Genomic DNA, 14413 nt, shown 5'->3' on the forward strand with positions numbered 1-14413 from the left:
ACAGCAAACAAAATACGCCATTAAGCGCGGGATTTATTATGAATATACGTCTATTTTTTACAGTTGCCAACGGCTAATGTGCCGCTGGCATGCATATGGAGAGGTTTTTAGTGGTCTGAACCAATAATGGCTGCCACAGCGGCCATTTCTGACGCTTCTTGCTGAATTTGATCACGGCGTTCTTGCTCATCCAATACGGTACTGGTGATCAGGCCTTTTTCAATTTCACGCAGCGCCACTACGGTAGGTTTGTCGTTTTCAATGTCGACCAGTGCTTCTTTACCTTCAACAGCCAACTGACGGGCACGGCGTGCAGCCACCAGAATTAAGTCAAAACGGTTACCAATTTTATCTACTGCATCTTGAACAGTTACGCGTGCCATTTACCACTCCAGTGTTCGGGCTTTCACAAGACCGCATAGTGTACGCTAATTTGCTGATTTCGCCAATAGTTGCTTTATTAGGCTAGTATGCTTACAAACTTGGCTATGATAGCCGTTGCGTTGCGCTAAAACGATGCACTCAAACTCGGTTAAAGCCGTGTCAAAGTTATCGTTAATAATTAAGTATTCGTATTCATTGGCATGGCTCATTTCGCTGTGAGCTTGTGCCATACGTTTAGCAATAACCTCGTTAGAATCTTGGCCGCGCTGGTTTAAACGCTGTTTTAATTCATCTAGGCTTGGCGGCAAAATAAAAATGCCTTTGGTGGTAGACGCTTGCTGGCGAATTTGCTGCGCACCTTGCCAGTCGATATCTAAAAACACATCGATACCCTTGGCTAAACTATCGCGAATGGTGCTTTTTGATGTGCCATAGTAGTTGCCAAATACTTCAGCCCACTCTAAAAATTCGTTTTGTGCAATTAGTGCTTTAAATTGCTCAACACTAATGAAATGGTAATGCACGCCGTCTTGCTCGCCAGGGCGAGGTGCGCGAGTGGTGTGTGACACACTAACGTGCATATCGCTATGACGCTTAAGCAAAGCTTGAATTAAACTAGATTTACCAGCGCCACTGGGCGCCGAAATAATAAACAGGTTGCCGGCAAGTTGTTGCATAGGATCCAAGCCTGAAATTAAAACAGAGCGAAAGTCTAATCGTTGTTGCGATTTGGCGCAAACTAGCCTTTATGTTTAGCTTTGGCTTTTATCGATAAGGTTAGCGTAAAGGTTGCCATGGGTTCATCACCATGTAGCGTTGGGCAAGTTACTACGACTGATACCGGTTTATTAATGCGTTCACCGCTGACTAACGACTCGTCAATCATGGCATCAATAATATCACCATCATGGCTAGTAAAATGCACTAGTGCTTCTGGCCGCTTTAAAAAATGGCCTTGTACATCTTTAAAAGCAAAATTGGCATTTACACCGCGGGTTTTAGCTTTGCTAAACACTAAAAAAGCACCAGCTAAATCGGCACCTATCGCCAAAGCGCCAAAATAAATACTACCTAAATGGTTTTTAGTGCGCCAACCGTGCGGCATGGTCACCTCTAAAGTTTTACTGTCCATATGCACAATACGCGGTGAGCAAAAACCAATGAGTGGAATATAACGCCAAGCAAATAGTTTTAAGCCCCAGTTGGCTTTACGCAAAGAGATTGCCATTTGTTTGGCTCCTAGTTAAAAGTTGATTCAAAGCTTACACTGGTAAGACCATTGTCGCAACCTGACCGCTCAGACGCTTAAAAATACCGCTCGTCTAAGTTCGTTAACTGGCATTAATCAGGCTATAGTAATGTTACATTATATTTACGTTCAGTAAGAAGGCCTTTGCGTAGTGCGGCGCTATTTATATCTAGTATTAGTGTTACTTAGCAGTAACAGTTGGCTAAATGTGTCGGCAATGGTGTTAAGCCAAAATGACTATTTATACCGTATTTGGTCGGTAGAGTCGGGCTTGCCGCAAATATCAGTTACAGCATTAGCACAAGATGAGCAAGGGTTTCTTTGGGTTGGAACACAAAATGGCTTAGCCCGTTTTGATGGCTTAAATTTTCAGGTATTTAACACCGCGAATACAGCTGATTTTTCTTCTAATTTTATTACCGCGTTACATTTTGATAAGCAGCAGCGTTTATGGATCGGCACTGTTAATGGTTTAATGCGTTTCGAAAATAAAACATTTACTCGTTTAGACCGCCAACCACTAAAAGGTGGGGTAACAAGCATTGCTGAGCTGGCTGATGGCCGCATATTTATTGGTGCTGCGCATTTATATCAATGGCAAGAGCAACAACAGACGCTAGAGCGGGTTATGGCACATCATGGCCCCGTATTTCAATTGCATCAGCAACAAGATGCTTTGTGGCTTGGTGGGTTAAATGGTTATGCGCTATTAGAAAACGATCAATATCAATGGTTTGGCGCGCCAGAGCAGACAGCAGAATTACAGGTTACCCAGATAGTAAAGCAAGGTAAGGATCTGTATTTAGGTACTAACCAAGGTTTGTTTCGTTATCAGTATGAGCAATGGCAGCCGCTGCCGTTGCCAGGCTCTGTGGGTAATACCCGAATTGAACTGTTGTATTTAGACCCTCAGCAGCGGGTGTGGGTGGCCAGTTATGATAAGTTATATCAGCTAAAGCAAGGGCAGTTAACAGTAGAAGATGGTGTTTTAGGTAAACCCGGCGAGTTTTCTTGGGTTGAATCTATGCTGCAAGATAAATTTGGCAACTTATGGTTAGGCAGTCATTCGCACGGTTTAAAGCGGCTGCGCCGCCCGCCAACGCAGCGCTTTAGTAAAGAGCAAGGTATTAACGATCCCTATGTTTGGGCGGTGCAACCTTGGCAACACCATATACTTGCAGGCACCAATAGTGGCATATCATTGTTGCAGCATGGTCAGTTTCAGCCGCTAAGTGCTAACCAATATTTACCCAACCTCTTTGTTTACAGTATGTTAATTGACGGCCAGCAGCGGTTATGGGTAGGGACCAGAGCAGGTTTAAGTCGGCTTGATGGCAAAACCTTAGAATGGCGGCGTAATTACAATGAAATATCGCACGTACTAGTTACCTCGATAACGCAAGAAAATGACCGTATTTGGGTGGGAACGAACGGCGGCTTATTTTACGTTGATAACGACGAACTGCATCAACAGCAGGTGCCTGAAGTCTTGCGCAGTGCACAAATACGTATTGTGATGGTGGATAGCCAGCAGCGCTTATGGGTAGGCACAGAAAACGGCCTGTTTTTACGTGATGGCGATAGCTTTGCCAAGCTCGAGGGCATGCCATTATCCGATCGTTTTATTAGTGCCATAAAAGAGCTTGCCGACGGGAACATTTTTATTGGCAGCTTTGATCAAGGCTTTGTTTTAGGTAAACCTAAGCATTGGCAGTGGTTTACGCAACAAAAAGGCTTACCCAGCAGCGGTGTCTTGCATGTTGAGCAAATAGAAAATCAGTTACTGATTAGTAGCTTCCAGGGGTTTTATCGGATTAATTACCCTGAACTACGCCAAGGCCGGGTTGAGCAAGTGTATATGTTGGTTGATGACCGTCGGCCTGAAGCCGCCTCAGATTCTCATCGTTGTTGCAATGGTGCGGGTAGCAGCAAAGGTGCAGTGCATCAAGGCCGGTTGTGGTATCCAACATTAGATGGTGTATTAGCACTGCCGTTGCAACAGCTGATTCAATATGGGCCGATACCTCAACCCGTACTAGATAGCCTTACGGTAAGTGGTGAAAACTATAGCGCTAGTAGCGTTAATTTATCACCAAACAAACGTGATTGGCATTTTCGTTTTACCGCACCATTTTTTATGCATGCAGCATCGGTGCTGTTTCGTTATAAATTAGAAGGTTACGACATTAGCTGGGTTGATGCCGGCCGCCGTCGTGAAGCCTTCTATACTAACCTACCGCCTGGCCAGTATCGTTTTATTATTCAGGTGCGTCTTGCCTCCGATTATCGCTGGAGCGAGCCAATAGGTATGAATGTTTACCTAGCACCGCACTGGTACGAAACCGCAACTGCGCGGGCACTGGCATTAATTCTTTTATTGTTAATATTTTGGGCAGTGTATCGCTGGCGACTTATGGCTTTAGCTAAGGCGAAACAACAGTTGGAAATTATCGTTACGCAACGCACAGCTGAGTTATATCAGGTGAATAAAAAATTAGAATGCATGAGTATGCAAGATGCATTAACTGGTCTGAATAATCGTCATTATTTAGATACTAATATTAAACAAATTTTATCCAGATCCGATCGAAGCAATGAGCCGCTTGTTTGGGCGCTACTTGATTTAGATTTTTTTAAACGCATTAACGATACCTTTGGCCACCATACGGGTGATGAGATTTTAATTATTGTCGCAGAGTTATTGCGACAAAATAGCCGCGATACAGATCATCTTATTCGTTGGGGCGGCGAAGAGTTTTTGTTGGTATTAGAGCATAGTCAAGATGCATTACTGGTATTGCAGCGTATTCACCAGGCCGTTGCACAATATCCTTGGCAGCAAGATATGGGGCTAAAGCAATCGTTAACCTGTTCAATTGGTGCGGTTGCGCAACTGAGTGATTGGGATTGGCAACATAGCCTGCGCTTAGCTGATCACGCACTGTACTGGGTAAAACAACATGGTCGAAATGGTTATCTACTGCTTGATATTAGCTCACCAGCGCCTGCAGAATTATTGGACGAAAACGTTAATATTACGGAACTACTGGCGCAAGGAAAGCTGCAGGCAACAAGTAACAAAGACATTACAGAGGCGACCTGATGCGCCAAGCTTAAAAATTGTAATGTTGTGAACCCAGCATAGTGCTGTGGTAAAATAGCCTCCTTATCGCTATTTCGTTATACGTTACAGGAGCCTGCAGTGTCAGCATTAGCATCGTTATATCCGCAACCATTATGGCAATGGTTCGCACAAATTTGTGCCATTCCGCACCCATCTAAACACGAGCAAGCCCTAAGTCAGCATATTCAAGCTTGGGCGCGCAGCTTAGGCTTAAGTGTTATTGAAGACAGAGTAGGCAATTTAATTATTAAAAAGCCGGCTACTACGGGTATGGAAAACTGCAAAACAGTGGTTATTCAAGCGCATCTAGATATGGTGCCGCAAAAAAATGCTGACAAGGTGCATAACTTCACCACAGATCCCATCGATGCTTATGTTGACGGCGAGTGGGTTAAAGCGCGTGGCACGACCTTAGGTGCTGATAATGGCATAGGTATGTCATCGGCACTGGCTATTTTAGGCAGCAACGATATTAAGCATGGCCCACTAGAAGTGCTATTAACGGTAGACGAAGAAGCCGGTATGACCGGCGCCTTTGGTATTGAGCCAGGCATGTTGCAAGCTGAAATTTTAATTAACACCGACTCTGAGCAAGAGGGTGAAATTTACATGGGTTGCGCCGGCGGTGTTGACGCTGAGTTTAGCGTGCCAGTGCAGTGGCAGCCAGTTATCGCTGGGTCGCAAGCCTTTACCTTAAGTTTAAGCGGTTTAAAAGGCGGCCATTCAGGCGTCAATATTCATTTGGGCCGCGGTAATGCTAATAAATTATTAGCGCGCTTTTTAGCCAATTACGCCAAGGTGTTACAGCTTAACATTGCTGCATTTAATGGTGGCTCGTTGCGTAACGCTATTCCGCGCGAAGCGGAGGTAACCTTAACGCTACCAGAAGCACAACTGACTGAATTACAGCAAAAAGTAGCGGAGTTTGAAGCCATTATTAAGCAAGAACTTAGTGTAGTAGAGCCGGCCATTAAACTGAGCCTTACTAAGGTTAATGCGCCAACACAGGTTTTAACATCAGCGGCGGCACAACAGTTAATCAATATCTTAAATGTTTGCCCTAACGGCGTAATGCGCATGAGCGACGAAGTGGCAGGTGTAACTGAAACTTCACTTAATGTTGGTGTAGTAACCACTAAAGAAAACAGTATTCAAATACTGTGTTTAATTCGTTCGTTAATCGACTCTGGCCGCACGCAAATTGAAAGCATGCTTAGCTCACTAGCGCAGTTAGCGGGTGTTAAGGTGAAATTTAGCGGTGCCTACCCAGGTTGGAAACCCAACCCAGACTCGCCGGTAATGGCTATCGTAAACCAAACCTATCAAGATATTTATCATAAACAGCCGGTAATCATGGTTATTCACGCTGGTTTAGAATGTGGCTTATTTAAAAAGCCCTATCCAGACATGGACATGGTTTCAATTGGCCCAACTATTCGCTACCCACACGGGCCAGATGAAATGGTAAATATTAAAACGGTTGGCCAATACTGGGAACTGTTGTTAGCGGTGTTAGAGCGTATTCCAGAAAAAGCGTAAATCGCGAGTAACTTGTCCGAGTCAGGCTCAAGTGGTAATAATGGGTCTGACTCTCTTAGGCTAGCGGACCCTTATGCACGCAATCAGCAAAATTCTTAGCGTCTCTCTATTAAGCGCACTAATATCAGCCTGTAGCTCTACTACTAGCAGCATTGTTCACAGTGATATTACTTTAGACCAGAAAATTCGCGATACCGCGCAGGCAAGTCTGCAAGCGTTTAATATTCCTGGCCTTGCCGTAGTGGCAGTACAAGATGGCAAGGTGGTGTTAGCCGAAGGCTTTGGTATTCGTGACTTAGCAAACCAACAGCCAGTAACAGCAGATACCTTGTTTGGCATTGCCTCACATACTAAAGCTTTTACCGCAGCAGCTATCGCACAATTGGTTGAACAAAAAAAGCTAGATTGGGATGACAAGGTTATTCAGCATTTGCCCCAGTTTCGCTTAGTCGATACGCATTTAACCCAAACGGTAACCATCCGCGATTTGTTAAGCCATCGCACCGGCTTAGGCTTAGGTGCAGGTGATTTAATGATCTGGCCAAATACCGATAAAACCTCAGAGCAAATATTAGCTGGCGTAGCACAATTACCGATAGCCGCCGATCTGCGGCAGCGCTTTGCTTACAATAATCTTATGTTTGTTAGCGCAGGCCTGCTGATTGAGCGGGTATCAGGCATGCCTTATGCGCAATATATCGCTGAGAATTTCTTCCAACCGCTGCAAATGGACAATAGCGTAATCGGTTTTGATAACCTAACGCCGAATATTACCAATATTGCCATTGGTAATATTGAATACGCAGGCGAAGTGCAGCGCTTTGCGCTAGATTATCTGCAAGACTTTGCCGCAGCTGGTGCCACCTTATCTAGTGTCAATGATATGGGCAACTGGCTACTGACATTGCTGAATGAAGGCAAAACCGCTGATGGTAAACAAATTATTGCACCCGCGCAGTTAGCGCAAATGTGGCAACTAACAACGCCGCTGCCGGTGGCGGCCAAGCCGGGGCCGCAAGCTACCCACTTTAGGGGTTATGGCATGGGCTGGTTTGTTAAAGATTATCATGGTGTAAAACACGTTTCGCACAGCGGTGGTATCCTGGGCATGCTGTCATTAACCACTTTGATACCAGAGAAAAATTTCGCCATTACGGTGCTGTCTAACCAGCAAGCGTTTCAAGGCCTAACCACCATAACCGAAGAGGCGCTAGAAGACGTACTTAACCTACCAGACACCGACTGGCTGGCTTTGCAAACAAAACAGTACCAAGCATTTATGCAAGAAAAAACCAATTTTAAACTTAAACCTGTAGCGAATAAAACACCAGCCTTAACACAGGCGCATTATGCTGGAGAATATCAAGACAGCTGGTATGGCAACGTTACCATTAGCCAGCAAGCCGAACAGTTGCATATTAGTTTTGCTCACACCGAAATGCTAAAGGGTGTGTTAGAGCATTATGACGGCGATACCTTTATTGTGCGTTGGAACGAGCCGTTATTAGAAGCTGATGCTTATATCCGTTTTAGCCGTGATAACCAAGGCAATATTAATAGCGCCACGATGGAAGCTATTGCCGACTTTACCGACTTTAGTTTTGACTTTCATAATTTAAAACTGAACAAGCAGCCTTAAACAGGGTTACCGCCAGCGGTGTGAATTAAAGGGCTATATAAGCCAACGCGGGTAGCTGTTGATGAGTAAAGATAAGGACGTTTAGAGTGGTTAACGCAAGCGCAGCGCAAAGCGTGTCTTATTTTTCACCCGGAATGGTGATTGCGTATGGTCAGTCAATCGATGCACGCCCGCACCAACATAAGCTATGGCAGCTTTGTTTGCCAAGCCAAGACAGCTTGTTAAACGGGTTGCCACTGCTAACTGGTGTGGTTATTAAGCCAAATGATATGCATCAGCTTGTTATGCCCAGTGGTTGGATAATTTTGGCTGAGCCAGAAAGCCGCTTAGGTGAGGCCATCAGCGAGTTACCTAGTCAGTTACCAAGGGTAGCACCTGATGCGCAACTAGAAGCGCTGCAGCAACAGCTAAGCGGTTTTCAATCACTAATAACAGCCTTAAAATATAACCCTTATCAATGCCAAGATCGCCGTTTGTTGGCATTGTTAGCAAAGCTAGATAGTTGCCTTAACGGTGAATGTGTAAAGCCAGAGCAGTGGCGCGCAAAAGACATTGCAGCAACGTTAGGGTTGTCTGAAAGCCGATTTTTACATTTAGTTAAAGCCGAGTTAGGTATAGCGTGGCGGCCATATTTATTATGGCGCCGGCTTGTTTGTGCAGTACAAGCGATAAAACATGGCGCCAGTGCGACAGATGCTGCCTACAAGGCGGGTTTTAGCGATAGCGCACACTTAAGCCGCACCATTAAAACTACTTTTGGCATGACCAGTAAACAACTGTTAAACAGTTTTGTCGCACGATAGCCAGTTTATTCAATTTTTAAACCGCAGCACTAATTAAACTGCCTCTTTACTCAGGAGGTTAGTATGACCAAGCCACTTACCACAACAACGCTTATTCTTAATTACCAAGATGCCAGTATTCAGCAGCTTATTCAGCAAAAAGGTTGGCGTAAGCTAAACCAACAGCAAGCCGTGCAGCAGGTTTATTACTTTGTGCGAGATGAGATAAAGTTCGGCTATAACCATGATGACAATATTGCGGCCAGTGAAGTATTGGCAAACGGTTACGGCCAGTGTAATACTAAAAGTTCGTTATTTATGGCGTTATTACGTGCACTAGATATACCCTGTCGCTTACATGGGTTTACTATTTACAACGCATTGCAGCGTGGTGCTATTCCTCGGTTTTTAATGCTATTAGCACCAAAGCGTATTTTGCATAGCTGGGTTGAAGTGTTGCTTGATGACACCTGGCTTAATATTGAAGGCTTTATTATTGATCAGGCATTTTTAAGTCAGGTGCAAAGTGCTTTTGGTGACTGTAAAAACTTTAGTGGTTATGGCATTGCCGTACCTTGTTTACAAAAACCAAATAACGAATTTAATAATAACAGTACTTATATTCAGGCTGAGGGTATTGCTGATGACTTTGGCGTTTTTGCTAGCCCAGATCAGTTTTATGCCAAGCATGGTAGTAATTTGCGTGGTATAAAAAAGTGGCTGTATCGCTATGTGTTTCGGCACTTAATTAATTACAACGTTAAACGTATTCGGCAATATGGTTTAACTGCTAATAGTAAATAAAGCCTCATAATTAGCCTACACAAATCTAATACTAGTCAGTTAGCAGTGTGTCTGCTAACTGACTAGGGAATATTAATTTTGGCTTAACAAATAATCCAGCGCACCACACACTGCGGCTACTTGCGCTTGTATGCATTGCTCAGGGGTTGCTGTTGCGCTATCTGGATAAACCTCAGTAGTGCTTACTAAAGGCGCATCGGTAACGCTGCCGCATAAACCCAAGCTGGCTTTGGCATAGTTAATTACACCCAGCTGCTGAATGGGTTCGCCAATCAGTTTGCCGTTTTCGTCGGCCTCAGCAATATGGGTAATTTTGCTTACCGCATCAATAATGGCTTTTTGTAATGCTGGGCTTGGGTGTTCGCTGTCGTCTACGGTGTAATAGCCGTCAGGAATATTCCAGTTTTTATTTACGCTGCCATCTTGCGCGGCTTTGGCTGGGCGAAACTCACTGTTGTCACTATCGGTGGTTTCATGCAAATCGATATGTAGTGCAAAAGACTGTTTTAAGCCGGTTAAATAGGCTTTAGCTTGCAGTGCTTCGGTCGCTTTACCGTTTGCGCCAAAACTACGGTTTGGATCTATCGCTTCTGGGTTCCAACGGTTAATGGTTTCGTAACCCCAAGGGCTAATGCAAGGTAATACCAGAATATTAACTGTTGTGCTGTAAGCTTTAGCTTTAGTTTGTAAAAACCGAAGCGCGCCGTGCACACCACTGGTTTCATAGCCGTGCACGCCGCCGGAGACTAAAATAGTGGGTTTATTGCTTTGCCAGTTACGACTTTTTACCGCATACAAAGGGTAGGTTTTGCCGCTAATCTGTTGATAATTTAGCTCGCCATATTGCTCAATATCGAACTCGGCTTTTAGGGCATTAATGCTGGGTAATACTTCGTCAAAAAAGCTACGTTTAATCGTTTGCTCGTTTAGCCATTGCACTTTTTCAGCGTCGCCCCACGGCTGGCCCACGGTGCCAATATGATAAATTTTGTTCATCTGTGATCCTATATTACAGCTTGCTACGTGCGTCCACTATAACATTGTGTTTTTGCCCGCGGCTAGGTTGCTGCTATGAAATGCAGTTAACCTAAGTTCTCTGACGTGGGCCCGTTAAAAAACACCAAGCAATGCTGATAAAACGCTTTTACTAGCCGCGGCATGGGCGCGTGCGCTGAATGAATAAAGCCATATTGATGCGAAACCGTGTCGCTAAGGGGTACCAATTTTATCGAACTATCAAGATATTGAGTGGCTAATACCTGATTAATAATGGCAATGCCCAATTGACGTTTTACAAAGGCGCAGGCAGTTGCCACGTTATGCGTTTCAAGTTTTATTTGCATGCTAATGCCAGCATGACGAAATAACTGCTCTAAGTTCAGCCTAGACGGCCTACCTTGACCCAGCATAATTAATGGCTCGCTGGCCAACTGCGCAAGATCAATGCGGCTTTGCGTGGCTAGTTTATGTTGGGCTGGCACTGCGCATACCATAGGGCTGCTAAGTATAGGGTAGCTAATTAAGCCTGGGTGTTGTTCAGGTAACTGAATAAAGCCGCAGTCGATTGAGCGCTGGGCCACTAAGTCTCGTGCTTGCTGCGGGCTGTGTGAATCAATGCTAATAGAAATAGACGGATAATGAGTAATAAAACTGGCAATAGCATCTGCTAATGGGCCTGAGCTAAAGCTGGCGGGTGCCACTATGGTTAACGAGCCGCTGTCAATTCGACGCATGCTTTGTGCTAAGGCAAGAAAGCGGTCTGCGTTATTAAGTAATACGTCAATTTCAGTGCTTAAAAGCCGAGCTTCATCGGTAGGTAGCAAGCGGCTGTGTTCGCGATAAAATAACTGAAAGCCCACCAGCTCTTCTAGCGAAGCGAGTAAACGGCTAACACCGGGCTGAGTTAGGCCCATTTGCTTGGCGGCAGCAGTGGCTGAGCCGGTTTGCATTATCGCGCGAAAACTTTCTAGGCTTCTTAGGTTTAACATAGGCTGCGCTCTTGGCTATAGCAAAGTGTTATGCATGCATAACTATTAATCATAATATTGCATAGGTAAAACGGCTTTGCTAGCTTTCATTTAAACAGAATAACTATAACTTAATTGCAGCAGGGTGATTAAATGAAACGACAAGGCTACAACTTATCAGTGCTAATGCTTGCTATGTACGGTATGGCGGCATTGCCAGCGCAGGCGCAGCAAACGGACGCTAATAGCGAACAAGAAGCTAAAGTAGAGGTAATTTCGGTAACCGGGTCGCGCATTTCTCGCCGTGATGAAACCGAAGGCAGCCCAATACAAACCTTAACTAAAGCAGATATGGAAGTTAAGGGCGCGTTATCGTTAGGCGACGTGCTGCAAGATATGCCTGCAGTGGGTGGCAGTTTAAATGACAACGGCAGCGCGGGTACTAGCCATGGTACGGCCAGTGTTAATTTGCGTAATTTAGGCGAAAACCGCTCGTTAATTTTAGTGAATGGTAACCGCTGGGTTAATGGTGCGGGTAGCCGTGGCTTTCGTGACTTTGTCGACTTAAATACCATTCCTTATGCCATTATTGATAGCGTTGAAGTGTTGCAAGATGGTGCTACTGCTATTTATGGCGCTGACGCTATTGCCGGTGTGGTTAATATTCAAACCTTAAAAGATTACTCGGGCGCTAAAGTTAAAGCCTATGTTGGCCAGACCAGCAAAAGTGATCGCGAAACCATTAATCTTGATGGCGTAGTCGGCACCGATATTGGCGCACATAACCTGATGTTCTCGGCTAGCTATTCCAAGCAAAAGCCGATAATGACTCAAGATCGTGCACTAACTGCTTTACCACTAAACGGCTTGCCGCTCGGTAGCGCAGAAGGTTTGTTTCGTGAAAATAATTTAAGCAATGTGCTTGGCTTTACTATTCCAGCGCAGGGCATTACCCGTGATCCTAATGCTGATGGTAATAATATTGCTAACTGGCGTGCAGCTACCACCAACGATCGTTTTAATCGCTACTACGACAACTACGTGGTTGGACCTAGTGAGCGCTTAAGTTTGTACGGTCAGGGCGTATTTCAACTTGGTGATATGGGCGTGTTTACTGACACCGTAGTGCGGGTTGAAGCCTTACATAACGAGCGCACTTCAGATCAGCAGTTTTCTTCTGTTATTCCAACAGTAAACGGCAGTCGTGGTTTTATTATTGCCAATGACCCCAGAGTTAACCCGTTTGGTGTGGAATTTTCCGGCAACGATTTTGTATTAACTAACTTTTTTGTTGATAACGGCCTGCGTCGTAATGAACAAAAGGTGAAAACCGATCGCGTTGGTTTAGGTATTGAAGGCTATTTGCCCGGCGATTGGCGCTGGGATGCGTTTGCCTCTTGGGCGCAAAACAAAGGCAGCTTTACCTCTTATAACCAGATGCATTTTGACAAGTTAGCCCTAGGCCTGCGTGCCTGTGATGCAACCGGCATTACCGCTGATATTAGTGATTTACAAGCAGGTTGTGTACCGGTAAATATGTTTAACCCGTTAACCGCACAAATGGTCGATTACATTAACTTTACTGGCCATGATGAAAATAAAACTGAACAGTTGCATGGTCGTTTTAACCTAACCAACGCTATTGCCAGCTTACCTGCTGGTGATTTATTAATGGCCGCAGGTGGTGAATATCGAAAAGAGAAGGGCACTGATACGCCTGACCAAATTATTAACTCAGCCGCGCGGGTAACCAATTATAACACCACATCCTCATCACCACGCACCGGCACCGAAGGCCAGTACGATTTGTACGAAGCCTATGCTGAATTTAATATTCCGCTACTGGCTGATGTGGCATTCGCCGAATACTTAGAGCTAAATCTTGCCAGCCGCTATTCGGATTACAGCACCTTTGGCAGCACCACTAATAGCAAGGTTGGTCTGGTTTATCGACCCATAACCGACGTGATGTTGCGTGCTACTTGGGCACAAGGTTTCCGTGCGCCATCGTTGTTAGAATTATATGAAGGTGAGCGTGAATCATTCTCGCCAGTAACCGATCCCTGCTCGGCCAATAAAACCTTAGTAGGCTGTAGTGGTGTGCCAGCCGGCTATGTGCAAGACGAAGCTAACGTGCCTATTACCGTAGGAGGCAACTTACAGTTAACACCAGAAACCTCAGTAAATCGTTCAGCCGGTATTGTGTATACGCCAGCGCAGCTAGAAAACTTTAGCATTACGCTAGATTGGTACAATATTCAGATTGAAAACACTATCAGTACCTTTGGTACGCAAAACTTACTTGATTTATGTGCCTTTACCGGCCGTAACTGTAACGTTATTAGTCGCGAAGCTAACGGTAAAATTAGTAACGTAACCGATGGCCCAGTTAACTTAAACCGTACCGAAGTAACCGGTGTAGATGCGGTAGCGCGGTATCGGCTTAACAGCGAAATTGGCCGTTGGGATTTTACTGCCAGCGTTAGTAAGTTAAACGAACTGCTTGAAGTATCTACGTTAAATGACGGCAGCGAAGTGGTGCTAGATAAAGCAGGTAGCGCTGGCGTACGCGAGGCCTACCCAGAATGGCGTGGTACTTTATCGGCACAGTGGCAGTATGACGCTTGGTCGGCAGCCTATAACGTACGCTACATTGGCGACAGTACTGAAACCTTCGCTAATGCGCCACGCCATATTGGCTCCATCGCTTATCACGGTGTTTCAGCTGGCTATAAGTTTGAGCCGGGTTTGGCGCTGCGTGTCGGGGTGAATAACCTGTTTGATAAGCAGCCACCGGTGTCACTAGTTAACGTAAATATTAACTTTGACCAGCAAACTTACAATGCCGTGGGCCGCTTCTTATATCTGCAGCTAAGTTACGAGTTCTAATACTAACCCGTTCGAGCGGCTATTAGCCGCTCGGCG

At 45.0% G+C, this 14413-nt stretch carries 11 protein-coding genes; 6 read left to right on the forward strand and 5 right to left on the reverse strand.

From position 1 onward, the window contains the following. Positions 1-107: 107 nt before the first annotated feature. From rpoZ to MN199_RS09480, 3 genes are all read right to left on the reverse strand, one after another. On the reverse strand, positions 108-383 hold the full coding sequence (gene rpoZ / locus MN199_RS09470; protein WP_132585701.1) for a DNA-directed RNA polymerase subunit omega: 276 nt from the start codon (positions 381-383) through the stop codon (positions 108-110). Positions 384-428: 45 nt separating this feature from the next. Next, positions 429-1061, reverse strand: a complete 633-nt coding sequence (gmk, locus tag MN199_RS09475; protein WP_335739244.1) for a guanylate kinase — start codon at positions 1059-1061, stop codon at positions 429-431. 62 nt (positions 1062-1123) lie between these two features. After that, complete coding sequence (locus tag MN199_RS09480) at positions 1124-1612, reverse strand: DUF4442 domain-containing protein (RefSeq protein WP_132585695.1); 489 nt, start codon at positions 1610-1612, stop codon at positions 1124-1126. A gap of 172 nt (positions 1613-1784) precedes the next feature. Between MN199_RS09480 and MN199_RS09485 the strand changes: the two genes are divergently transcribed. From MN199_RS09485 to MN199_RS09505, 5 genes are all read left to right on the forward strand, one after another. Beyond that, positions 1785-4736 (forward strand): diguanylate cyclase domain-containing protein, encoded by a 2952-nt coding sequence (locus MN199_RS09485; protein WP_335739245.1) that lies wholly within the window; start codon positions 1785-1787, stop codon positions 4734-4736. Positions 4737-4835: 99 nt separating this feature from the next. Further along, the gene (locus MN199_RS09490) at positions 4836-6296 is read left to right on the forward strand and encodes an aminoacyl-histidine dipeptidase (protein WP_335739246.1); all 1461 of its coding nucleotides are present in this window, start codon (positions 4836-4838) and stop codon (positions 6294-6296) included. 73 nt (positions 6297-6369) lie between these two features. Further along, entirely contained in the window at positions 6370-7935 is a 1566-nt protein-coding gene (locus MN199_RS09495; protein ID WP_335739247.1) for a serine hydrolase, read from the forward strand. Positions 7936-8021: 86 nt separating this feature from the next. Further along, positions 8022-8738 (forward strand): helix-turn-helix transcriptional regulator, encoded by a 717-nt coding sequence (locus MN199_RS09500; protein ID WP_335739248.1) that lies wholly within the window; start codon positions 8022-8024, stop codon positions 8736-8738. Between the two features lie 63 nt (positions 8739-8801). Next, on the forward strand, positions 8802-9521 hold the full coding sequence (locus MN199_RS09505) for a transglutaminase-like domain-containing protein (RefSeq protein ID WP_132585675.1): 720 nt from the start codon (positions 8802-8804) through the stop codon (positions 9519-9521). Positions 9522-9593: 72 nt separating this feature from the next. Here the strand turns inward: MN199_RS09505 and MN199_RS09510 are convergent, their stop codons facing one another. Beyond that, positions 9594-10517: a M14 family metallopeptidase gene (locus MN199_RS09510; protein ID WP_335739249.1), complete on the reverse strand. Its 924-nt coding sequence runs from the start codon at positions 10515-10517 to the stop codon at positions 9594-9596. Positions 10518-10603: 86 nt separating this feature from the next. Further along, positions 10604-11509, reverse strand: a complete 906-nt coding sequence (locus tag MN199_RS09515; RefSeq protein WP_132585669.1) for a LysR substrate-binding domain-containing protein — start codon at positions 11507-11509, stop codon at positions 10604-10606. Between the two features lie 132 nt (positions 11510-11641). Between MN199_RS09515 and MN199_RS09520 the strand changes: the two genes are divergently transcribed. Beyond that, positions 11642-14377 (forward strand): TonB-dependent receptor, encoded by a 2736-nt coding sequence (locus MN199_RS09520; RefSeq protein ID WP_335739250.1) that lies wholly within the window; start codon positions 11642-11644, stop codon positions 14375-14377. Positions 14378-14413 lie beyond the last annotated feature (36 nt).

Origin of the sequence: Rheinheimera metallidurans (genome assembly GCF_036983985.1) — a bacterium.
GTDB classification, from domain to species: Bacteria; Pseudomonadota; Gammaproteobacteria; order Enterobacterales; family Alteromonadaceae; genus Alishewanella; species Alishewanella metallidurans.